Genomic DNA, 21,580 nt, shown 5'->3' on the forward strand with positions numbered 1-21,580 from the left:
CGACGCGGGTTCGCGCGTGGCCCGTACGCTGGCGTGATATCGATCTCGATATCACCCGATGGCCGATATCGGTCTTGGACACCGCCTTTCGCCCTGTGCTGTCATGTCCGGGCTTGCCCCTGTTCCTGCCCGGAGGTGCTCCCGCATGCCCAATCGCCTGTCGAACGTCGGTCGGCTCACGGTCGCGGCGATGTCGGCCGGGTTGCTGACGGCCGCGATCACGCTGCCCGCCGTCGGGGGCACCGGCACGCTGGTCGTCTCCGCCACCGAGCAGCTGAACCTCAAGCCGGTGGCGCTGGCCGAGCCGCCCCTGGCGCAGACCTCCACCGTGTACGACGCCCGCGGCAACGTGATCGCCCGCTTCTACGACCAGAACCGCGAGATCGTCCGCCTGGACCAGATCTCCGAGGTGATGCGGACGGCGGTCGTCGCCATCGAGGACGACCGGTTCTACCAGCACGGCGCGATCGACCTGGAGGGCACGCTGCGCGCCCTGGTCAAGAACCTCAGCTCCGACCGGCTCAGCCAGGGCGGTTCCAGCATCACCCAGCAGTACGTCAAGCAGGTGCTGCTCAACGCGGCCGGCACCGAGCAGGACAAGAACAAGGCCCTGGAGGCCAGCTACGCCCGCAAGCTCAAGGAGCTGCGCTACGCGATGGGCGTCGAGCAGAAGTACGGCAAGGACGAGATCCTGCGCCGCTACCTCAACATCGCCTACTTCGGCGCGGGGGCCAACGGCGTGCAGGCCGCGGCCAGGCGGTTCTTCGGCGTCCCGGCGTCCCGGCTGGACCTGGCCCAGGCCGCCACGCTGGCTGGCGCCGTGCAGGACCCGAACACGACCGACCCGAGCCGCGGCAGGAAGGCCCGCGCGCTGCTGCTGGCCCGGCGGAACGTGGTGCTCGACCGGATGGCCGAGCTGGGCAGGATCACCCCGGAGCAGGCGGCCGCGGCCAAGGCGAGGAAGCTGGGGTTCAAGGACGTCCGGCTGCCCAACGGCTGCGGCGACAGCGACCATCCCTACTTCTGCGAGTACGTCCGGCACGAACTGCTGGCCAACCCGGCCTTCGGCGGCACGCGGCGGGCCAGGGAACGCGCCTTCGCGCAGGGCGGCCTGAAGATCTACACCACGCTCGACCCGAAGGCCCAGGCCGCCGCGGACCGGGCGATCAGGAAGCACGTCGCCGCCACCGACGACGCCCTGGCCGCCGAGGCGCTGGTCGAGCCCGGCACCGGCGCGATCAGGGCCATGGCCGCCAGCCGCGGCTACGGCTCCTCGGCCAGGAAGAAGCAGATCTCCTTCAACGCGGTGGCCGACGCGCGGCACGGCGGTCTGATCGGCTTCCAGGCGGGCTCGACGTTCAAGACGTTCACCCTGGTCGAGGCGCTCAAGCAGGGCATGAAGGTGGACGACGGCATCACCGTGGGCAACGGCTACAACGCCCCCTCCACCAGCGCCTTCAAGAACTGCGCCGGCGCCGGCGTCGGCGACCCGTCCTGGACGGTCACCAACGACGAGGGCTCCCCCGGTTTCAAGACGCTGCGGACCGGCACGTGGGGCTCGGTGAACACCTTCTTCATGGCGCTGGAGCAGCGGGTGGGGCTGTGCCGGACGGTGGAGACGGCCAAGTCGCTCGGCATCGCCCGCGCCGACGGCCGCAAGCTCCAGGAGTACGAGACGTTCACGCTCGGCATCAACGAGACAGACCCGGTGACGGTGGCCACCGCGTACGCCGCCATCGCCGCCCGGGGCAGGTACTGCGCGCCGATGGCCATCACCAAGATCACCGATGCCGCCACCGGCCGGCCGACCTCGTACCGGCCGTCGTGCCGGCAGGCGCTCGATCCGGGCGTCGCCGACGCGACCGCGCACATCCTGTCGGGCGTGTTCACCAAGGGCACGATGAGCCGCGTCGGCGGCATCGGCCGCCCGGCGGCGGGCAAGACCGGCACCACCGACGGGTACGCCACGGCGTGGTTCGCCGGGTTCACCCCGGACCTGGCGGGCGCGGTCAGCATCGGCGACCCGCGCGGCTCGCAGCGGTACAAGCTGGTGAACACCACGATCGGCGGCCGGCACTTCGCCATCGTGGCCGGGGCCTCGCTGCCGGGGCCGATCTGGAACGACACGATGAGGGCGGCGCTGAAGGGCGTGCCGGCCACGCGGTTCACGCCGATCGACACCGGGCGCTTCGGCGGGTGCGGCGACGCCTGCGCGCCCGCCCGTCCCGACCGGGACGCGGACCATCCCGACGCGGGCGAGCCCCGCCTCGGGGAGACGGACCCGGGCGAGACCGGCCTCGGGGAGCGGGCCCTCGACGACCAGGGCGCGGGGAGAACGCCCTGAGCGGCGTGCCGGCCAGTTCCACGGCTCCCGGTCCATAACCCCGACGGGTGACTCAAGAGCTATACGACAGGCGGCGCGGCGCGACCGTACCCTCGATGAGTCCGCACATCTCCGCCTCACGAGGGACGGTTCCGCCATGCCCAAGGCACGGACGTTCGGCCGGACACATCTGGCGCTCTGCCTCGCGCTCGCCGCCGGGGTCGCCGCCATCGGCGTGAGCGCGGTGGCCGACGCCACCGCCTCGCGCCCGGGCGACCCGCGGCCCGTGGTCATCCGCGACGCTAGCGGCGTCGCGGTCGGGCGGCTCAGCATCCTGCGCGAGGGGTTCGGGACGGCGCGCGTCTCGGTCTCGGTCAAGGGCCTGACGCCCGGCTTCCACGGCTTCCACATCCACACGACGGGCCTGTGCGACCCGAAGGCCGTCGATCCGGCGACCGGCCAGGTCTCCCCCTTCTTCACCGCCGGCGGCCACCTCGACCTGGCCGGCGCCGTCCACGCCGGGCACTCGGGCGACCTGCCGCCGCTGCTGGTCGGCAAGGACGGGACGGGCGCCGCGTCGGTCGTCACCGACCGGTTCGGCCTGCGCGAGCTGACCGACGCCGACGGCAGCGCGGTCATCGTGCACGCGCTCCCCGACAACCTGGCCAACATCCCCGCCCGCTACGCCCCTGACGGCCCCGACGAGGCCACGCGCAGGACGGGCGACGCGGGCGGCCGCACCGCCTGCGGCGTGATCAGGTGACGCGACGCGCGTGAGCCCCGCCGTGGCCGGGCGGTGACGCGACGCGCGTGAGCCCCGCCGTGGCCGGGCGGCGGTGTGCGGCTAGTCTCGTGCCGTAACGCCGCCGACCTCGGGGAGTTCCCGTCATGATCTTCATCACCGCGAAGTTCCGCGTCCTGCCGGAGCACGCCGGCCGCTGGCCGGAGATCTCGGCCGAGTTCACCGAGGCCACCCGCGCCGAGCCGGGCTGCCTGTGGTTCGACTGGTCGCGCAGCCTCGACGACCCGGCCGAGTACGTCCTCGTCGAGGCCTTCCGCGACGACGCCGCCGGGGCGGCGCACGTGGGGTCGGCGCACTTCAAGCAGGCCCAGCAGGTGCTGCCCGGCTACCTGGCCGAGACGCCGCGCATCGTCAACGCGAACGTCCCGCAGGACGACTGGTCGCTGCTCGGCGAGATGGCCGTCCCCGAGCGCGGCTGACCGCATCACCGGGGCGAGCCGGGTCATGGCGGCGAACCCGGAGAAGGCGTTGCAGGCCATCGTCACCAGCGCGGTGACGACGTAGGCGGTGGAGTGCGGCACGGGACCCTCCGGTCGGTGTCGGCTGGTCAGCCCTGCGGGCGGAACCCGGACGCGTGGCCCGCGGCCGAGTGGTCCTCGGGCTGCTGGGCGGGCGAGCGGTCGTCGGCCGGGTGGTTCTGGCGGGCGAAGGCCGGGGCGTGGGTCAGCGACTCGGGCCCGGTCAGTTCGAGCCGGCGTCCGGCGTACCCGCCGAGCAGCGTCCTGGCGGCGATCTCGACCAGGTCCCGCTCGTCGATCGGCACCTCCTGGAAGCCCGCGTGCACGTACCGTACGACGTCCCCGGCCCGGATCTGCGGGGCCCACGACTGGAGGGCGTTGCCGGCGAAGGAGGCGGCGCGCAGGCTGGTCCACTCCAGGCCGCTGTGCACGGCGGCGGCCTCGGCCTCCTTGTTCCGGTCGCCGCGGAAACGGGAGGGCTGCTCGTCGAGGGGCTCGTCGACGTTCATCGCCGACAGGGCCACCACCCGCCGCGCCCCGCGCTCGGCGGCACGGGCGAGCAGGCCGGGCGCCCCGTCTCCGATGGCGCGCGGGTGCAGGAAGACGGCGGTGACGCCGTCCAGGTGGCCGGCGAGGGTCTCGGGGCGGGTCGGGTCGCCCTCGACGGCCTCGGCCCCGGCGGGCAGGCGCACCCCGGCCGCCGAGCGGGTGACGGCGCGCACCTTGGCCCCTCGGGCGGTGAGCAGTTCGACCAGCGGGCGGCCGAACGTCCCGGTGGCGCCGGTGACGAGAATCATGTCGTTCATGCCCGTTGAGAGAAACCCGGGACGGGAAGTGTGACATCGGCTTGAGCCGGCGGAAGTCCCGCCCGCTCCGGCCACCGAGCTCCGGGACCCGCCGACAAGGAGTGCTTTATCCGGATCGGAGCGCTGGGCGGCTACTCTGCGGCCCATGCACACCCAGTCACTCGCACCCGGTCCGGCCCTCGGCCCCAGGCTCATCAGAGCCGAGATCCTCGTCGTGCTGTCGGTCTCGCTCGGCGCCAGCGCGGTGTTGTCGCTGGTCCGGCTGATCGGCTCGCTGACCGCGCCCAAGGAGCTGAAGGGGCAGCAGGCCGTGCTGGTCGGCTCGCTGGCCCCCGGGCGGCCGTGGCTGGACCTGACGTTGCAGCTCGTGGACATCGCGATCTCGGTGGCGCCGGTCGCGCTGGTGGCGTACCTGCTGGTGCGGTCGGGCGAGTCGTTGCGGACGATCGGGGTGGACCTGCGCGAGCCAGGCCGCGACACGTTGCGCGGCGCGCTGCTCGCCGCCGCGATCGGCGGCACGGGGCTGGCCTTCTACCTGGTGGTCTACGCGCTGGGCGTCAACCTGACGGTGGTGCCGGGCCAGTTGCCCGAGGTGTGGTGGCGGGTGCCGGTGCTGCTGCTGGCCGCCGCGCAGAACGGCGTGCTGGAGGAGGTGCTGGTCAGCGGCTACCTGCTGCACCGGCTGGACCAGGCGGGCTGGGGTCCGTGGCGGGCGGTGGCCGTGTCGTCGGTGTTGCGGGGGTCGTACCACCTGTATCAGGGGTTCGGGGGGTTCGTCGGAAACGTGGTCATGGGGCTGGTGTTCGGACGGCTGTACCAGCGGTGGGGGCGCGCGATGCCGCTGGTGATCGCGCACACGCTGATCGACGTGGTGGCCTTCGTCGGGTACGCCGCCCTGCACGGCCGGGTGAGCTGGCTCCCCTGACGCAAGCAACTTGCATGACTGTCGCAAGAAACCGATAAATGCTTGCAGCTCGACAACAAAGCTCCGAAACTCCTTCGCAGGAGCCTTGTGCCGCGGGGTCGTGGGGTCCTACTGTCACCTCACCCCCCGAGAGAATCGAGCTTCGGATGTCAGGCACGAGCACATCCCGGAGGGTCGTGGCGGCGCTCGCCGCGGCCCTCGGCCTCCCCCTCGCCTCGCTCGCCGTCCCCGCGCAGGCCGTAGCGGCACATGGGCCCGTGGTCACCAGGGCCGCCCTCGCCCCGGCCCTGGTCGCCGGCCGGGGCGCGCGCGTCGGCTTCGCCGAGCAGGAGGCCGAGAACGCCTCGACGGACGGCACGGTCATCGGCCCCGACCGCACCGCCTACACGCTGCCCGCCGAGGCGTCCGGGCGGCGGGCGGTCCGGCTGACGCCCGGCCGGCACGTCGAGTTCACCCTGCCGGCCGCGGCCAACGCGATCACGGTCCGCTACAGCATCCCCGACGCGCCCACGGGCGGCGGCATCACCGCGCCGCTCGACGTCGCGGTCAACGGCCGCCACCGGGCCACCATGACGCTGACCTCGCAGTACTCCTGGCTGTACAACCAGTACCCCTTCACCAACGACCCCGGCGCCGACCTGCTGCACCCGGACTGGTGGATCACCGAGTGCTCCTGCGTGCCCAGCGCCACCGTCCCGGCCCCGGCGATCGCCAAGCCGTTCCGGCCCAGCCACTTCTACGACGAGCAGCGCCTGCTGCTCGGGCGCACGTACCGGGCGGGCGACCGGATCCGGCTGACGGCGAGCGCCGGAGCCGCCTGGACGGTCATCGACCTGCTCGACTCCGAACTCGTCGCCCCGCCGCGGATCGAGCCGGTCGCGGCCGACGTGCTGGCCTTCGGCGCCGACCCGTCCGGGCGCCGCGAGTCGTCGGCCGCCTTCGACCGGGCCGTCGCCTTCGCCCGGCGCGCCCACCTGAAGGTGTACGTCCCGCCCGGCACGTACCAGGTCAACCGGCACATCATCGTGGACGACGTGACGATCACCGGCGCCGGAAGCTGGTACACGATCATCAAGGGCCGCGAGGTCACCCTGGACGCCCCGGCGCCCGACGGGTCCGTCCACACCGGCGTCGGCTTCTACGGCAGGGACGCCGCGGACGGCGGCAGCCGCAACGTGCACCTGTCCGGGTTCGCCATCGAGGGCGACGTCCGCGAGCGCGTCGACACCGACCAGGTCAACGGCGTCGGCGGCGCGATGAGCGACTCCACGATCGAGGGCCTGCACATCCACCACACCAAGGTCGGCCTCTGGTTCGACGGCCCGATGAGCGGCACCCGCGTCACCGGCAACGTGATCGCCGACCAGATCGCCGACGGGCTCAACCTGCACACCGGCGTCACCGGCACGGTCGTGTCGGACAACTTCGTCCGCAACTCCGGCGACGACGGCCTGGCCATGTGGTCGGAGCGCACGGCGGACGCGCGCAACACCTTCGACCACAACACGGTCCAGACGCCGGTGCTGGCCAACGGCATCGCGATCTACGGCGGCGCCGACAACACGGTCTCGGCCAACCTGATCGCCGACCCCGTCCGCGAGGGCAGCGCCCTGCAGGTCGGCTCCCGCTTCGGCGCCGAGCCGTTCGCCGGCCGCCTGGACATCACCGGCAACACCACCGTGCGGGCCGGCACGTACGAGCTGAACTGGAAGATCGGCCTCGGCGCCATCTGGTTCTACGCCCTGGAGCGGAACATCGACGCCGACATCCGGGTGACCGGCGACCACTACCTGGACAACACCTACAACGCCGTCATGCTGGTCGCCGACTGGCCCGTCAAGGACCTCTACTCCATCACGAACCTGCGCTTCAAGGACGTCCGGGTGGACGGCACCGGCACCTCGGTGCTCAGCGCCCGCGCCGCCGGCTCGGCCGCCTTCGAGAACGTGGACGCCCGCAACGTGGGCGCGGTCCCCGTGAACAACTGCGGCACCTTCCACTTCACCCCCTCCGGCTCGGAGTTCGCGCTGACGGACGGCGGCGGCAACGACGGCTGGCTCGCCCCCTGGCTCCTGCCCAACACCCTCACCTGCGACGACCGCCCCCCGCTGATCCCCCCACCGGCCCCCGCCCCCTGGTGAGGTCGAAAACACCGGCGAAGGGATTTTGACAGCCTGATTCCTGCGACCATGATGGAGGAGCACATTCGTCCCAGGAGCTGATCGACGTGCACGGAGACGGCGGAGCGCCCACCGGTCCGGGCGGCAACGAATGGCCCGCCGACCTCGACGTCGGGCTCCTGCTGGAGTCCGGCTGGCGCCCCACCGCCTTCCGGCAGTTCATCCTCAAGCTGCACAGCCGCTGCAACCTCGCCTGCGACTACTGCTACATGTACGAGATGGCCGACCAGAGCTGGCGCCGCCAGCCGCGGAGCATGGCGAAGCCGACCATCGACCGCGTGGCCGCCCGCATCGCCGAACACGCCGATGCTCACCAGCTGAAGAGCGTGGACATCACCCTGCACGGCGGCGAGCCGCTGCTGGCCGGCATGCCACACGTCCGATACGCGGTGAACGCCCTGAGATCGGCGCTCGGCGAGCGGACAGACGCGGTCGTCCAGGTGCAGACCAACGGCGTCCTGCTCAGCGAGGCGTTCCTGGACCTGCTCGCCGAGCTCGACGTGTACGTCGGCGTCAGCCTCGACGGTGACGCCGACGGGCACGACCGCCACCGCCGGCGCTCCGACGGGGAGGGCAGCTACGGCAAGGTGCGCGCCGGGCTGGCCCGGCTCACCTCCCCCGCCTATCGCCACTTGTTCAGCGGCCTGCTGTGCACGCTCGACCTGGCCAACGACCCTGTCATCACCTACAAGGCCCTGCTGGAGTTCCAGCCGCCGACGGTGGACTTCCTGCTGCCGCACGGCAACTGGGAGACTCCACCGCCCGGCTGGTCGGCGACCGCACAGCCCTACGGCGACTGGCTCGTCGCCGTCTTCGAGCACTGGCGTTCGGTCCGGCCCAGGGCGACCCGGATCCGGCTGTTCAGCGAGATCATCCGGCAGTTGTGCGGCAGCCCGTCCAGGAGCGAGTCGATCGGGCTGGCGCCCGTGGCCATGGTCGTGGTGGAGACGGACGGCAGCATCGAGCAGGTCGACACGCTCAAGTCCGCCTATGAGGGGGCGACGCGCACCGCGCTGCACGTGTTGCGCGACTCCTTCGACACGGCGCTGCTCGAACCGGCCATCGTCGCCCGGCAGATCGGCCGTGACGCGATGTCGGAGACCTGCGCGTCCTGCGACATCGTGGGGATCTGCGGCGGCGGCCTCTACCCGCATCGTTATCGCGAGGGCAGCGGCTTCCGCAATCCGTCCGTCTACAGCCGCGATCTGTACCGGCTGATCACTCACATCCGGGGCGCGCTCCACGAGGAGCTGGCCGCGCTGTCCGGGACGGCCCCGGCGACGCCGCGCCCGTCCTCCGGCGGGGAGTGAGCGCGGCGCCTGCCGTCACACGGGCGGGGGGTCGAAGTCCAGGTCGAGATGGCGGCCTTCGTCCGCCGCCCGCGCGTCCGGATGCTCCATGCCGCGCGTCTCGCGGTAGTGGCGCATCGTCTCCTCGCGCAGGGCGGCCGCCTCCTCCTTGTAGTCGGCCCTGGCCAGGTCGGCGGCGAGGTTGGCGGCACAGGCCAGGGTGGTGGGATGTTGCTCGCCCACCAGGGGGCGGAGCTGCCGATGCGTGTCCCTGCCCAGCCGGCAGGCCGCCTCCAGCTCGCCGAGGGCGGCCAGGTCGCTGGCGAGGTTGACGGACGCGGTCAGCGCGTAGTGGTGCCCACCGCCCACCGTGGCCTTCAGCCCGGCGATGACGCGTTCGTTCAGCTCGCGGGCGCCCTCCAGGTCGCCGCGCACCCGCAGCAGGACCGCCACGTTGCTGGCGCTGCCGAAATAGTACGGATGGTTGGGCCCGTACACCCTCGGATAGCGCACCATGGCGTCCTGGGCCAGCTTGAACGCCCTGTCGATCAGGTCGTTGACCCGGAACGCGTTGGCCAGGCACAGAGCGGCGCCCAGCGTGCTCGGATGGTCGATGCCGTAGTTGCGCACGTAGCGCGCGTGCACGGTGGCGGCCAGTTCGAGGGCCTCGGCCGCCTCGCCCACCCGGAGCCGGGCGATGGCGAGGTCCTTCTGCGTGAGCAGGATGCGCGGATGGTCGGCGTCGAGCTGCTCCTGACCGTAGGCCAGCGCCTCCTCGCCGATGTCGCAGGCCTCCGCGTAGTCTCCGCAGAGCCGGGTCATGCGGCTCAGGCTGGCCCACAGGTTCAGGACCGTGCCCCGGGCCACGGCCGACTCGGCCAGTTGCGCCGCCCTCAGCGCCTCTTCGAGCAGTGTCCGCGCGCCGCGGTAGTCGCTGTTGAGCCCCAGGTCGAGCGCCAGGTTGTTGACCGCCATGAGCGTACGGGCGTGGTCGGGACCGAGGACGGCCTGGTGCACGCTCACCGATTCGGTGTCGTGCTCGCGCGCCTCGACGAACAGGCCGCGACCGCGCAGGTCGGCGCCGATGCCGTTGCGCAGCACCAGGGTGTCACGATGCTCGTCGCCGACCGTCTCCCGCATGGCGGCGAGCGTGGCCATGTCCAGGTCGTACGCTTCGTCGTAGCGGCCCAGGAACCGGAGCAGGTCGCCCTTGACGCGCTGCGCCCGCAACACGCTGATGTCCTGCCGGCCGGAGTCGGCCTTCCAACGCTCCAGGAAGCTGTCGACGTGCGTGCGCGCGACGTTGTGGTTGCCGGAGGCCATCAGGTATTCGAGGATCCGCAGCGCGAACTCCCGCACGTCCTCCCGCTCGCTGTCGGCCAGTCTGGTCGGCGCGACATGGGCCAGCAGGGCGTCGAACCGGGGCCAGTTCGCGGGGTCGCCGGTGTCGCCGGGCGCCGCTCCGGCGAGCAGGGAGTGCACCTCCGCCCGGATCAGGTCCTGGGTGTCGGCCGGCAGGCCCTCCCGCAGCAGCGCCTGGATGAGCCGGTGCACCTGGATCGTGCGCTCGCCGGTGACCGTGCCCTGGCCGGGCTCGGCCTCGATGCGGACCAGCGCGTACTTCCCCAGTCTCTTGATCGCCTTGCTCAGCCGGAGCGGGTCGGCGAGCAACTCGGCCATGACCGGCCGCACCGGACCCCTGACCGGGCGGAACACGCCGCGCGGAATGGGCTCGGGCCCGAAGAAGGCGCAGCAGCGCAGCAGCTCCATGGCTTCGGGCAGGTGCTCCTGGAGCGTGCTGACCGACAGCTCCCAGGCCGCGGACATCGACAACGGGTACTCGGCGGGCTTGCCCTCGCTCAGCAGGCTCGCGGTGCGCTCCTTGAGCAGGCGCAGGTACTCCTCCGGCGACATGCCGGTCTCGCTCTGCAGCGCGGCCGACTGCTCCAGCGCCAGCGGAAGGTCCCCGAGAGCCTCGGCGAGCCGGCCGGCGTCGGCGTCGCTGATCGAGCGGCGCATGCGCCTGCCGAGGAACTGCATGCTCTCCTCGCGGCTGAACACGTCGACGGCGACCGTGCCGACCACGCCCTCCCACCGGTGGTTGCGCGAGGTGATGAGCACGTGCCCGGGGCCGGGGGGAATGTTCGGCTGCAGGTCTTCGGGCTCGTCGGCGTTGTCGAAGATCAGCAGCCACCGCTCGTACGGCTCCCCGCTGCGCAATCTCTCGATCACGGCGTCGGCGGCGTCCTCCGTGCTGGTCATGGTGGATCCGGGCACGCCCAGCCGCGGCGCGAGCTGCGCCAGGTTCGATCGCACGAGGCCCGGCTGGTCCGCGGGGATCCACCAGACGAGGTCGTAATGCTCGCGGAAGCGGTAGGCGTACTCGATGGCCATCTGGGTCTTGCCGACACCGCCCAGGCCGTGCAGGGCGCGCGGGCCCTGCGGCAGGTTGGGGGCGTGTGCCACCACCGCGGTGACCTGGCCGACGATCCCGCTGCGCAGCCTGTCGAGCAGCTCTTCACGCCCGGTGAAGTTCTGGTTCCGCGGCGGGACCTTCCAGACCGCGGGATACGGCCCCGTGGTCCCCCATGCCACCGACTCCGGTGATTCCGTCACGCGTTATCGCCTCCCGTCCGCGAGTCCCAGTGAGGGATTACCGCACTGGTGGCAGGGGCAAGATGGAGATGGCCGACATTATGCTGATTAGCGTACAGGTTTCATGCACGCCGGTCATTACGGTCAGCACTGTTAGCTGTTTTCCGGACAGCTATAATAGGGCGACGATAATGCCGGCACGCAGACAGTACCTTCCAGATCAACGTTCTCGCGAAACTTCGGAGCCGGTGTTCCGCGCCGCTCACGCCTCGCGAGGCGGCGAGTGTCGACCAGCAGAGGAGATGGCCATGGCACCGCAGCAGAGCGACCTGATCGACGCGCTCTCCATCGTGTCCGACCTTGACAGGCTCGGCGACTCCCCCATCGGCCTGACCGTCCGGGAGCTGCTGGAGGAGCCCCGCCAGGCGGAGGACTGCAGGAAGTTCGACAACAGCACCCCGCCGCCGCCCCTGGTCGGCGACCGCTAGGGACCGGGTCCGGAATCGGCGAGGAACCGACACCTCGCCGATGCGGACCAAATACGTCATTCCACAACTTAATCGACATTAATTCTCATGCCGCTTTAATCCGGATAAACGGATCAAATATTGATTCGTCCGACGTCTAACCATATGGTCACATCAGTAACACAACCGTAGACGGCTCATCCTCCGTTGTGGTGTAGGTCTTGTGTGACCGTAGGGTGGTTCAACTATTCGGATGCCGTGAAAGTGCTGGGCGGCGAGGGGAAACTGGTCAAGGCGCTCGACCGCCTGGTCGGAGGGCTGTTGCTCAGCGCGACCGGCCCGACGGGCGAGCTGGTGGTCAGCCTGTTCGACGTCGAGGGAGAGCTCGCCCGCGTGAGCGGACAGCTCGGCACGGCGCTCCACGACCGCTTCTCCGGCCTCGGCAGATACCAGCGCACCCAACGGATCGCCGCCGCCCACGCCGTCATCGTCGTCACCGCGTTCTTCGAGGCCGTCCGGCAGGGGGAGGAGCACTTCGGCTCCGGGAAGCTGCGCATGCTCAGGTCGGAGCAGGTGATCATAGCGGGCGCCTCGGACGTGACCGGGAACCGGCTGGGCGACCTGGTCGAGCACCTCCTGCACGTGCAACTTCCCTGCCCAGGACCGACGCAGCCGTACGAGCAGGTCGAGAAGGCTCTGGACGACTACTACCGGCTGCTGTCCGCCCGGCTGCTGACGTTCCTGCGCGGGCTGCGCATGTGGGAGTCCATGACCGAGGCCCAGCGCGAGCAGGCCGAACGCTGGCTGACCGACGGCGTGCCGCAGGCGGCGCGCCGGCAGTACGCCGAGCTGTTCCACCGCCTGTGCACCGAGGTGCCCGAGATCGCGTACTGGGCGGCCCGCGTCGACCATCAGGCCACCCGTACCGTCATCGGATCGCTCGACACCGGTCTGCGCGATCTGCGCCGGCTGCTCGAATCGGTCGTGTCGGGAGCCGTGCCCGGTGGCATCCGCGACGCGCTCTCGCAGCACTACCGGACGGCGTTGAACCAGCCCGTCATCTCCAGCGCCGACCTGCCCGACGACATGACCATGCCCACGCTCGACCAGGCGTACATCAGCCCGTGCTTCCGCCGGGCGGTCGTGACCGGCTCGTCCCGGCCGGCCGAGTGGAGCTGGTGGCGGGACCGTCCTCTGGAGAGCGACCTGCGCACGTTGCTCTTCGGCTATCTCACGCATCCGAGCGCCACCCAGCTCCCGCTGCTGGTGCTGGGGCAGCCCGGTGCGGGGAAGTCCGTCCTGACCAAGATCCTGGCGGCCAGGCTGCCGCCGGAGCAGTTCGCCGTCGTCCGCGTCCCGCTCCGGGAGGCGCCCGCCGAGCAGGACCTCCAGACGCAGATCGAGCACGCCATCCGGCAGGCCACGGGTGAGAGCGTGCGATGGCCCGCACTGTACGCCGGGGCCGCGAACCTCGTCGGCGTGGTCGTCCTGGACGGCTTCGACGAACTGCTCCAGGCGACGGGCGTGAGCAACACGAACTACCTGGAGAAGGTGGCCGCGTTCCAGGAGCGCGAGGCTGCCCAGGGAAGGCCCACCGCAGTGATCGTCACGAGCCGTACCGTGGTGGCCGACCGGGCCCGCCTGCCGCGGGAGACCGTGGTGATCCACCTGGAACCGTTCAACGAGACCCAGGTCAAGCGGTGGCTGGACATGTGGAACCGGTTGAACGCCCGGTATTTCAGCGACCACTCCCTCTTCCCGCTGGAGCTGTCCACCGTCGCCGGGCTCGGCGAACTCGCCTCCCAGCCGCTCCTCCTGCTGATGCTCGCGCTCTACGACATGGACGGCAACCCCCTGCGTCACGAGCTGGGCAGGCTGGACCGGGCGCAGCTCTACGAACGGCTCCTCGTCAGGTTCGCCCGCAGGGAGGTCCGCAAGTCCGGCGACGCGCTGTCGGAGCAGGCGCTGGAGCGTTCCGTGGACCGGGAACTGCTGCGGCTGTCGGTCGTGGCGTTCGCCATGTTCAACCGCAACAGCCAGTGGGCGACCGAGGAGGACCTCAAGGGAGACCTGCTCCACCTGCTCGCCGAGGAGAGCAGCCAGGCCGGCGAGTTCCGGACGCCGTTGAACCCCGCCCAGCTCGTCGTGGGGCGCTTCTTCTTCGTGCACGAATCGCAGGCGACGCAGGACGACCAGCAGCGGAAGACCTACGAGTTCCTGCACTCCACCTTCGGCGAGTATCTCGTCGCCCGGCTCACCACCCACGAGGTCGAGGACCTGGTGGCCGCGGCGGAACTGGACACCGGGCACGCCCGGCGCAACCGCCCGAACGACGATTTCCTGCACGCGCTGCTCTGCCACAACCCGCTGTCATCCAGGGAATCGGTGCTGGAGTTCCTCCAGGACCTGATCCGCGGGCTGAGCCGTGATTCGCGGGACATGCTCAAGCGCACCCTGCTGGCACTGTTCCACGACGCGCTGTACTTCCGCAGCTCCCTGACCTTCGGCTCGTACCTGCCCGGCCGCGTCCGCGAGCTGCGCACCGCCCCCATGCAGTTCGCCACCTACAGCCTCAACCTGCTCGTCCTGCTGACCCTCGCCTGTGACGAGGTCACCGGCGAGGAGCTGTTCCCTGCGCCGCCGGTCACGGCGGGCACCCCGGTCTCGGTGGTGAGCAGGTGGCGGAGCATCGCCCGTCTGTGGCGGTCCCAGATCGCCTACAACGCCTGGACGAACCTGGTCCGCCACGTGGAGGTCCAGCGGTCGTGGCGAGACGGCGAACGCACCCTGCTCCTCAGGTGGGTGGGCAGCAGGGGATCCACCCCGCCGCTGGTCGACCTCTACTGGACCTTCGAGAGGGGGCCGGATCACGAGACCCGCGGACAGTCCTCCTGGATGCACGAGGAGTTCATGGCGGCCGCCCGCCACTTCCACTTCATCTGCGGTTACGAGGAAGAGCTGCTCGTCCACGCCCTGGCGCCGCTCACGGCCGAGCTGAGCCGCTCGCTGATGACCGTCGCCGGCTACTGGCCCGACCGCGCGATGTCGCCCGCTCATGCCCTGCTCCGCCTGTGGCTGCTGTCCAGCCGCGGCGGCGACCCGGCCGAGCTGGCCGGCGCCTACGCCGACTGCATCCTGCTGAGCCAGGCGTTCGCCCCCTATGCCGACAAGGACGCGACCGCCTTCCTCGACATCGTCCTGGGACACCTCAAGCTGGACGCGCCCCGGCTGCGCGGCGTGCTCGCCCTGCGAGATCTGCGGCTCGGGCGGGACAAGCCCGAGATGGTGGCCAAGGTCCGCTCGGTGCTGACGGAGCTCGGCCTGACGCGGTGAGGCGGGCGCGTCAGGGGACCGGAGGTGGGCAGGGGGAGGGCATGACCGACACCTACGACCGGGTCGCCGTTGTCACGGGCGCCGACTCCGGTATCGGCAGGGCCACCGCCGTGCTGCTGGCCGAGCACGGGTTCGACGTGGGGATCACCTACCACGAGGACGAGGACGGCGCACGGGAGACCGCCGCGCTGGTACGGGACGCGGGCAAGGCGGCGGCCGTGCGGCGCCACGACCTGACCGACCCGGTCCGCGCCGCGCACGTCGTCGACGAGCTGGCCGGGGATCTGGGCGGGCTCGGCGTGCTGGTCAACAACGCCGGCACCGGGTCGTCGGAGCCGCTGCTCGACATGGACTACGAGCGCTGGCGTTCGGTGCTGTCGGTGGACCTCGACGGGCCGTTCCTGTGCGCGCAGCGGGCGGCCCGGCGGATGGTCGCCGAGGGGCGCGGCGGCCGGATCGTGAACGTCACCAGCGTGCACGAGGAGTACCCGAGGGTGGGGGCGGGGCCGTACTGCGCGGCCAAGGGCGGGTTGAAGCTGCTCAGCCGGGTGCTGGCGCTGGAGCTGGCCGCGCACGGCATCACGGTCAACACGGTCGCGCCCGGCGAGATCGCCACCCCGATGACCGGGCAGGAGGACCGGCCGCCGCGGGCCGGGAGCCGTCCGGGGTACCCGATCCCGCGGCCGGGCGACGCCCGGGAGGTCGCCGCGGTCATCGCCTTCCTGGCCTCGCCGGCCGCCTCGTACATGACCGGGTCGTCCGTGTTCGTGGACGGCGGCCTGGTCACGATGGGACCGCAGGCGGCGGGGGCGCTCCAGTCCGGCGACTGGCGTTGACCCCGCACCCCCGCCCGCCCGCTCCCACGCGGCACCCCCGCCCGCAGGCGGTGACCTGCCGTCCTTCAGGCGGTGGCCGGATGGCCGACGGCCAGGGCCGCGGCCACCTGCGGCGCAAGCCGCTCCGTCCAGCGGCCCAGCAGTTCCTCCAGCACGGGCACCTGCGACTCCAGCACCGCGAGCCCCGGTGTCGGCACGGTCGCGCCGAGCTCCACCAGCAGCGGACGCAGGTGCACCTCGACCGCCAGCGCGTGCTTCGGATCGCCCATGACCAGCAGCGGCAACGCCACCACCCCGGCCAGCGCCTCCGGCCGCAACCGGTCGAGGAACGCCTTCAGCAGCCCGGTGTACGTGCCCTTGTAGGTGGGGCTGGCCACCACCAGCACCCGCGCCTCGGCGACCAGCTCCAGCGCCACCTCCACGCCGGGCGCGGGCCCGGGGGCGAGCAGGTGCGGCCCGAGCGCCGACAGGTCGATCACGTCGTGCGCGCCCGGCAGGCCGAGCCGCCGTGCGACGGCCTCGGCGGCCGCCACGGCCACGGTCCGCGTCCTGGAGCCCTCGCGGGGGTTGCCGACCAGCGCGACGACGCTCATCCGGCCACCGCCGCCGCCAGCCCGGCGGCGTACCGGGAGACGGGCCGGGTCAGGCCGTAGTTGTCGCGAAGGGTACGGCCCTCGTACTCGTACCGGAACAGGCCCCTGACCTGCAACTCCGGCACGACGTGGTCCACGAAGTCGGACAGTCCCGACGGGAGCAGCGGCGGCATGATGTTGAAGCCGTCGGCGGCCCCGGTGAAGAACCACTCCTGGAGCTGGTCGGCGATCTGCTCGGGCGTCCCGGCGACCACGCGGTGGCCGCGGCCGCCGGCCAGCCGGTTGAGCAGCTGCCTGACCGTCAGGCGTTCCCGCCTGGCCAGATCGATGACGAGCTTGCGACGGCTCTGCGCGCCCTCGGTCTCGACGGCCACGTCCGGGAGCGGCCGGTCGAGGTCGTCCTCGGACAGCTCGATGCCGGTCAGGTGGGAGAGCTGGGCCAGGCCGTAGGCGGGGATGATCAGGTCTTCGAGCTCCTTCTCCAGGTGCAGCGCCTCCCGTTCGGTCGAGCCGATGATCGGCGAGATGCCGGGCAGGACGAGCACGTCGCCGGGCTGCCTGCCGTGGGCGGCCACCCGTCGTTTGAGGTCGCTGTAGAACTCCTGGCCCTCCTCCAGGGTCTGCTGGGCGGTGAAGACGGCCTCGGCGTGCCGGGCGGCGAACTCCTTGCCGTCCTCCGACGACCCGGCCTGCACCAGCAACGGACGGCCCTGCGGGGAACGGGAGGTGTTCAACGGCCCCCGGACGGCGAAGTGGCGGCCGATGTGCTCGACGGGATGGATCTTGCCGGTGTCGGCGTAGCGGCCGCCGGTGCGGTCGCCCAGGATGGCGTCGTCCTCCCAGCTGTCCCAGAGCTTGCCTGCCACCTCCAGGAACTCGTCCGCCCTGGCGTAGCGGGCGGCGTGCGTGGGGCGTTCGACGCCGAAGTTGAGCGCCTCGGCCTCGCTGGCGGAGGTGACGATGTTCCAGCCGGCCCGGCCGCCGCTGATGTGGTCGAGGGAGGCGAACTTGCGCGCCACGTGGAAGGGCTCGTTGTACGTCGTGGAGACGGTCGCGATCAGGCCGATGTGGTCGGTCACCGAGGCCAGCGCGGCCAGCAGCGTGAGCGGCTCCAGCCCGCCGAGCGCGTTGTGCCGGACGTCGCCCTGCAGCGCCACGCCGTCGGCGAGGAAGAGCGAGTCGAGCTTGCCGCGCTCGGCGATCCTGGCCAGCTCCTGGTAGTGGCGGACGTCGGTCAGGCGGCTCGGCTCGGTGCGGGGGTGCCGCCAGGCGGCCTCGTGATGGCCGACGCCCATGAGGAAGGCGTTCAGGTGGAGCTTTCTCGTCACGTGGTCCTCCAGGTGGAGAAGCGGCGCTCGACGCCGATCAGGAGCAGGTTGAACAGCAGGCCGACCACGGAGATCGTGATGATGCCGGCGTACATGTCGGGGATGCGGAAGCTGGACTGGGCGTCGAGGATGAGGTAACCGAGCCCGGCCTTGGCGCCGACCATCTCGGCGAACAGCAGCACGAGGATCGAGTACGCGCCCGCCAGGCGCACCCCCGTGAAGATGGTGGGCACGGCGGCCGGCAGGATCACCTTCTGGAACAGCCGCACCGGGCCGAGGCCCATCGACCGGGCCGACTTGATCAGCAGGGGTTCGACGGTCTTCACGCCGCTGACGGTGTTGAGCAGGATGGGCCAGGAGCAGGCGTACAGGACGAACGCCACCTTCGTCGTCTCGCCGATGCCGAGGATGAGCGTGAAGACCGGCAGCAGCGCGACCGCCGAGGTGTTGCGGAACACCTCCAGCAGCGGGGTGAGGAAGTCGGCGACGGGCTTGTACCAGCCGATCAGCAGCCCGAGCGGGATGGCCAGCACGATCGCCAGCCCGAACCCGGACAGCGAGCGCGCCAGCGACGCCCCCAGGTGCTCCGGGAGCCGGCCCGATAGCAGCAGGTCCGCGCCGGCGGCCAGGCTCTCCGACAGCGGGGGCACGAACACGGGGTCCACCACGCCGAGGCGGGGCAGCACCTCCCAGGCGGCCAGGAGCAGCAGGATCGCGGCCGAGTTCCGCACCGCCCGCCGCGCCGGCCCGCCCGCCCGCCGCCACGTCGCCGCCTTCCGGCTCGTTCCGGTCGAGGCCGTCTTCCTGCTCGTCCCGCCCGACGCCGCCTTCCGGTCCTCCCCCTCGGTGGGCCGGACAGCGGTGGACAGGACAGCGGCGGGCTCGTCCCGGGTGGCGGGCTCGTCCCGGGTGGCGGGGTCGGGGTCGTCGTCGGGGATGTCGTACCAGTGGACGTCGCCCTCGGGACGCGTCCGTTCGTCGGTGCGGGCGTCAGTCATGCCGGATCGCCGCCTTCCGCTCCTGCACCTGCGCCGCGGCGACCTCGTCGCGCAGCCGCCCCCACACGTGGTGCCGGTACTCGCCGAAGCGCGGGTCGGCCCGCAGGTCGCCCTCGCGCGAGTCGAAGTCCACCTCGATGATCTCCTTGATCCGGCCCGGCCTGGAGGTCATCACGGCGACGCGTTGCCCCAGGTAGACGGCCTCGTCGATGCCGTGCGTGATGAACACGACGGTCTTGCGGGTGTGCTGCCAGATGCGCAGCAGCTCCTCCTGGAGCGACTCGCGGGTCTGCGCGTCGAGCGCGGCGAACGGCTCGTCCATCAGCAGGACGTCGGGATCGAAGGCCAGGCTGCGGGCGATGGCGACGCGCTGGCGCATGCCGCCCGACAGTTCGTGCGGGTAGCGGTCCTCGAAGCCGGACAGTCCGACCAGTTCCAGGTGCCGCCGCGCCCGTTCCGTACGCTCGGCCCTGGGCACGCCCTTGGCCTCCAGCCCGAAGGCCACGTTGGCCAGCGCGGTCCGCCAGGGGAACAGCGCGTACTGCTGGAAGACGATCCCCCGGTCGAGGCCGGGCCCGGTGACGGGCGCGCCGTTGACCACGATCTGGCCCGACGTCGGCTCGGTGAGGCCCGCGATCAGGTCGAGGAGGGTGGACTTGCCGCAGCCGCTCGGCCCGACGAGCGTGAGGAACTCCCCTTCGCGGACGTCCAGCTCGATCCCGGACAGGGCGGTGAACGGCTCGCCCGCGTCCCTGACCGTGAACTCCTTGGAGACGTTCCGGATGCCGATCTTGGTCTGGACGCCGGTCTCGCTGATCGTGGCGGTCATGAGCCGCTCCCGTTCGCGTAGGGGTTGAACTCGTTGGTGTAGAGGTCGGTGGCCTTGACCTGGCCAGGACGGATCTCGCCCTCGCGCTGGAGCCAGTCGATCCACCGCTGGAACTCCCGGCTGTCGATGACGCCGCCCTTGCCCGCTATGCCGGTGCTCTTCCAGAGCTTCACGACGTCGGTGCTCTCGTTGCGCCCGCGCTTGGCGATGATCTGCTGGAACTTGGCGACGACCTCCTCGCGCGGGTGGGTCTGCGCCCAGGCGATGGCCTTGGCGAAGCCGGCCACGAAGGTCCTGACGGTGCCGGGGTTCCTGGCGATGAAGTCCTCGCGCAGCACGACGGACCCGGCCGTGAACGGCCCGAACAGCTCGACGTCGGTGAACAGCGGACGCAGCCCGCCGCGTTCGAGCGCCTTGTCCTTGAGCACGCCGCCGAGCGTGCCGACGTCGAGCTGCCCCTGCCGCAGCGCCTGCTCGGTGTTGACCGGCGGGATGACCACGAGCTGGACCTGCTCGATCTCGGCCGGGGTCAGCCCCTGACGCTTGAGGTACTCCTTGATGACGGCCTCGTGGTGGGCGCCGAGGGTGTTGACGCCGATCTTCTTGCCGATGAGGTCGCGGGCGGTCCTGATGGGGCTGTCGTCCTTGACGTAGTAGCCGTTGAACGACTTCTCGTCCGAGCCGTAGTAGCCGATCACCGCCTTGATCGGGGCCTTGGCCGCCTTGAGCTTGATGACGGCGCCGTCGAAGGCGCCGCCGAAGTCGGTCTGGCCGGTGGCCGCGGACTGGATGTCCTGCGGCCCCGAGGTGGTGTTGCCCACCCACTTGAGCTTGACGTCGCCGAGGTAGCCGAGCTCCGCGGCCAGTTCGGGGAAGGTGACGTTGCCCGCGCTGCCCTGGTAGCGGAGCTCCTTCACCTCCGGTTCGCCGGGTTTCGCCGAGCCCTCGGCCGCGCCGCAGCCGACGGTCACGGTGGCGAGCAGCACGGCGAGGAGTGCACGTCTGATGTTGATCACGATGAGTTCCTCTGGGGAGAACTGCGCAGGGGGTAGGGAGGTCTGCCGGAGGTGCGTGATCAGCGACACTGCGCGCTGGCGACGTGGCCGTGGTCCACGTGCGGGCGCCGGGTCAGGTAGAGGCCCTGGCTCATGCGTACGAAGCTACGGAACCCCGGACGCTAAGTCAACATTTCCTACTGGCTTTACATGAATAGCTAAGACATGCCGGATGGGAATGCCTTTTCCGCAGAGGGCACGGCGGGCGTGACGGGCCTGGTCAGCGAGGCGCTGCCCGGCCTTACGGCACGCCGGATCACCCGTTCGGCACGGCGGTGGGCCGGAAGGGCATTGGCGGGCCGGCGAAAGTCCGTCAATGTGAGACCTGCCTGTCGAGCACTTCGCCTCGCACCAGGAACGCCACGGGCAGGCCGGAGCCGATGAAGGAGCAGCCATGGCACCGCGGATCGTCACCCACCACCAGGACCTCGTCGACCTGTCCGTGCTCGCACCCGCGCGGCCGGCGGAACTCGGCAACTCCGTCATCGCCATGGAGCTGCTCGAACTGCTCGAATCGGCGCCGGAGGACGAGGTGTTCGCCGCGTTCGACGACAGCACGCCCGCGCCGCGCCGCTCCGGCGGCCGGTGATCACGGCACCGGTCCGCCCGTAAGGGCGCGGCGGCGGGGGGGGGGGCCGGGGGCCCCCCCCCCCCCCCGCCGCGCGCCCCCGGCCCCCCCCCCCCCCGGGCGCCCCCCCCCCCCCCCCCCCCCCCCCCCCCCCCCCCCGCCCGCCGCCCGCCCCCCCCGCCCCCCCCCACCACA

Annotated in this window: 17 protein-coding genes; 10 read left to right on the top strand and 7 right to left on the bottom strand. The window is 71.4% G+C overall.

Going from position 1 to position 21,580, the window contains the following annotated elements:
• Window positions 1-145 precede the first annotated feature (145 nt).
• From ACIBQ6_RS46450 to ACIBQ6_RS46460, 3 genes are all read left to right on the top strand, one after another.
• Window positions 146-2,344: a transglycosylase domain-containing protein gene (locus ACIBQ6_RS46450; protein ID WP_397219069.1), complete on the top strand. Its 2,199-nt coding sequence runs from the start codon at window positions 146-148 to the stop codon at window positions 2,342-2,344.
• 136 nt (window positions 2,345-2,480) lie between these two features.
• Window positions 2,481-3,086: a superoxide dismutase family protein gene (locus ACIBQ6_RS46455; protein ID WP_397219070.1), complete on the top strand. Its 606-nt coding sequence runs from the start codon at window positions 2,481-2,483 to the stop codon at window positions 3,084-3,086.
• A gap of 125 nt (window positions 3,087-3,211) precedes the next feature.
• Window positions 3,212-3,544 (top strand): putative quinol monooxygenase, encoded by a 333-nt coding sequence (locus ACIBQ6_RS46460; protein WP_358292493.1) that lies wholly within the window; start codon window positions 3,212-3,214, stop codon window positions 3,542-3,544.
• Window positions 3,545-3,672: 128 nt separating this feature from the next.
• Here the strand turns inward: ACIBQ6_RS46460 and ACIBQ6_RS46465 are convergent, their stop codons facing one another.
• On the bottom strand, window positions 3,673-4,389 hold the full coding sequence (locus tag ACIBQ6_RS46465) for an SDR family oxidoreductase (RefSeq protein ID WP_397219071.1): 717 nt from the start codon (window positions 4,387-4,389) through the stop codon (window positions 3,673-3,675).
• A 145-nt stretch (window positions 4,390-4,534) separates the two neighbouring features.
• Between ACIBQ6_RS46465 and ACIBQ6_RS46470 the strand changes: the two genes are divergently transcribed.
• The 3 genes from ACIBQ6_RS46470 (at window position 4,535) to ACIBQ6_RS46480 (ending at window position 8,804) form a co-directional block, all read left to right on the top strand.
• Window positions 4,535-5,314 (top strand): CPBP family intramembrane glutamic endopeptidase, encoded by a 780-nt coding sequence (locus ACIBQ6_RS46470; RefSeq protein WP_358292488.1) that lies wholly within the window; start codon window positions 4,535-4,537, stop codon window positions 5,312-5,314.
• Window positions 5,315-5,490: 176 nt separating this feature from the next.
• The gene (locus tag ACIBQ6_RS46475) at window positions 5,491-7,455 is read left to right on the top strand and encodes a glycosyl hydrolase family 28-related protein (RefSeq protein ID WP_397219072.1); all 1,965 of its coding nucleotides are present in this window, start codon (window positions 5,491-5,493) and stop codon (window positions 7,453-7,455) included.
• 86 nt (window positions 7,456-7,541) lie between these two features.
• Complete coding sequence (locus tag ACIBQ6_RS46480) at window positions 7,542-8,804, top strand: FxsB family cyclophane-forming radical SAM/SPASM peptide maturase (protein WP_358292484.1); 1,263 nt, start codon at window positions 7,542-7,544, stop codon at window positions 8,802-8,804.
• Between the two features lie 15 nt (window positions 8,805-8,819).
• On the opposite strand, the gene fxsT is transcribed toward ACIBQ6_RS46480, so the two are convergent.
• Complete coding sequence (gene fxsT, locus ACIBQ6_RS46485) at window positions 8,820-11,399, bottom strand: FxSxx-COOH system tetratricopeptide repeat protein (protein WP_358292482.1); 2,580 nt, start codon at window positions 11,397-11,399, stop codon at window positions 8,820-8,822.
• Between the two features lie 287 nt (window positions 11,400-11,686).
• On the opposite strand from fxsT, the gene ACIBQ6_RS46490 reads away from it, so the two are divergent.
• The 3 genes from ACIBQ6_RS46490 to ACIBQ6_RS46500 all read left to right on the top strand — a co-directional run bounded on the left by ACIBQ6_RS46490 (window position 11,687) and on the right by ACIBQ6_RS46500 (window position 16,014).
• Window positions 11,687-11,866, top strand: a complete 180-nt coding sequence (locus tag ACIBQ6_RS46490) for a hypothetical protein (protein ID WP_358292479.1) — start codon at window positions 11,687-11,689, stop codon at window positions 11,864-11,866.
• A gap of 204 nt (window positions 11,867-12,070) precedes the next feature.
• Entirely contained in the window at window positions 12,071-15,178 is a 3,108-nt protein-coding gene (locus tag ACIBQ6_RS46495; protein WP_397219073.1) for an NACHT domain-containing protein, read from the top strand.
• Between the two features lie 41 nt (window positions 15,179-15,219).
• Complete coding sequence (locus tag ACIBQ6_RS46500) at window positions 15,220-16,014, top strand: SDR family oxidoreductase (protein ID WP_358292475.1); 795 nt, start codon at window positions 15,220-15,222, stop codon at window positions 16,012-16,014.
• A gap of 65 nt (window positions 16,015-16,079) precedes the next feature.
• Here the strand turns inward: ACIBQ6_RS46500 and ACIBQ6_RS46505 are convergent, their stop codons facing one another.
• The 5 genes from ACIBQ6_RS46505 to ACIBQ6_RS46525 are packed head-to-tail and all read right to left on the bottom strand — an operon-like array spanning window position 16,080 to window position 20,778.
• Complete coding sequence (locus ACIBQ6_RS46505; protein ID WP_358292473.1) at window positions 16,080-16,607, bottom strand: NAD(P)H-dependent oxidoreductase; 528 nt, start codon at window positions 16,605-16,607, stop codon at window positions 16,080-16,082.
• The gene (locus tag ACIBQ6_RS46510) at window positions 16,604-17,935 is read right to left on the bottom strand and encodes an LLM class flavin-dependent oxidoreductase (RefSeq protein WP_364336797.1); all 1,332 of its coding nucleotides are present in this window, start codon (window positions 17,933-17,935) and stop codon (window positions 16,604-16,606) included. The genes ACIBQ6_RS46505 and ACIBQ6_RS46510 overlap by 4 nt, the downstream gene beginning before the upstream one ends.
• Complete coding sequence (locus tag ACIBQ6_RS46515; RefSeq protein WP_397219074.1) at window positions 17,932-18,933, bottom strand: ABC transporter permease; 1,002 nt, start codon at window positions 18,931-18,933, stop codon at window positions 17,932-17,934. Before ACIBQ6_RS46515 ends, ACIBQ6_RS46510 begins: the two co-directional genes overlap by 4 nt.
• Complete coding sequence (locus ACIBQ6_RS46520) at window positions 18,926-19,762, bottom strand: ABC transporter ATP-binding protein (RefSeq protein WP_397219075.1); 837 nt, start codon at window positions 19,760-19,762, stop codon at window positions 18,926-18,928. The genes ACIBQ6_RS46515 and ACIBQ6_RS46520 overlap by 8 nt, the downstream gene beginning before the upstream one ends.
• A complete protein-coding gene (locus ACIBQ6_RS46525; protein ID WP_358292465.1) occupies window positions 19,759-20,778 on the bottom strand; it encodes an ABC transporter substrate-binding protein in 1,020 nt (339 codons plus the stop codon). Before ACIBQ6_RS46525 ends, ACIBQ6_RS46520 begins: the two co-directional genes overlap by 4 nt.
• 433 nt (window positions 20,779-21,211) lie before the next feature.
• On the opposite strand from ACIBQ6_RS46525, the gene ACIBQ6_RS46530 reads away from it, so the two are divergent.
• On the top strand, window positions 21,212-21,406 hold the full coding sequence (locus ACIBQ6_RS46530) for a hypothetical protein (protein WP_397219076.1): 195 nt from the start codon (window positions 21,212-21,214) through the stop codon (window positions 21,404-21,406).
• Window positions 21,407-21,580 lie beyond the last annotated feature (174 nt).

Origin of the sequence: Nonomuraea sp. NPDC049655 (genome assembly GCF_044465465.1) — a bacterium.
Taxonomy (GTDB): Bacteria; Actinomycetota; Actinomycetes; order Streptosporangiales; family Streptosporangiaceae; genus Nonomuraea.

Excerpts from the sequence above, each read along its gene's own strand:
- ACIBQ6_RS46450 (WP_397219069.1), top strand. The coding sequence starts at position 146 with ATGCCCAATCGCCTGTCGAACGTCGGTCGGCTCACGGTCGCGGCGATG.
- ACIBQ6_RS46455 (WP_397219070.1), top strand. The coding sequence starts at position 2,481 with ATGCCCAAGGCACGGACGTTCGGCCGGACACATCTGGCGCTCTGCCTC.
- ACIBQ6_RS46460 (WP_358292493.1), top strand. The coding sequence starts at position 3,212 with ATGATCTTCATCACCGCGAAGTTCCGCGTCCTGCCGGAGCACGCCGGC.
- ACIBQ6_RS46465 (WP_397219071.1), bottom strand. The coding sequence starts at position 4,389 with ATGAACGACATGATTCTCGTCACCGGCGCCACCGGGACGTTCGGCCGC.
- ACIBQ6_RS46470 (WP_358292488.1), top strand. The coding sequence starts at position 4,535 with ATGCACACCCAGTCACTCGCACCCGGTCCGGCCCTCGGCCCCAGGCTC.
- ACIBQ6_RS46490 (WP_358292479.1), top strand. The coding sequence starts at position 11,687 with ATGGCACCGCAGCAGAGCGACCTGATCGACGCGCTCTCCATCGTGTCC.
- ACIBQ6_RS46500 (WP_358292475.1), top strand. The coding sequence starts at position 15,220 with ATGACCGACACCTACGACCGGGTCGCCGTTGTCACGGGCGCCGACTCC.
- ACIBQ6_RS46505 (WP_358292473.1), bottom strand. The coding sequence starts at position 16,607 with ATGAGCGTCGTCGCGCTGGTCGGCAACCCCCGCGAGGGCTCCAGGACG.
- ACIBQ6_RS46515 (WP_397219074.1), bottom strand. The coding sequence starts at position 18,933 with ATGACTGACGCCCGCACCGACGAACGGACGCGTCCCGAGGGCGACGTC.
- ACIBQ6_RS46520 (WP_397219075.1), bottom strand. The coding sequence starts at position 19,762 with ATGACCGCCACGATCAGCGAGACCGGCGTCCAGACCAAGATCGGCATC.
- ACIBQ6_RS46530 (WP_397219076.1), top strand. The coding sequence starts at position 21,212 with ATGGCACCGCGGATCGTCACCCACCACCAGGACCTCGTCGACCTGTCC.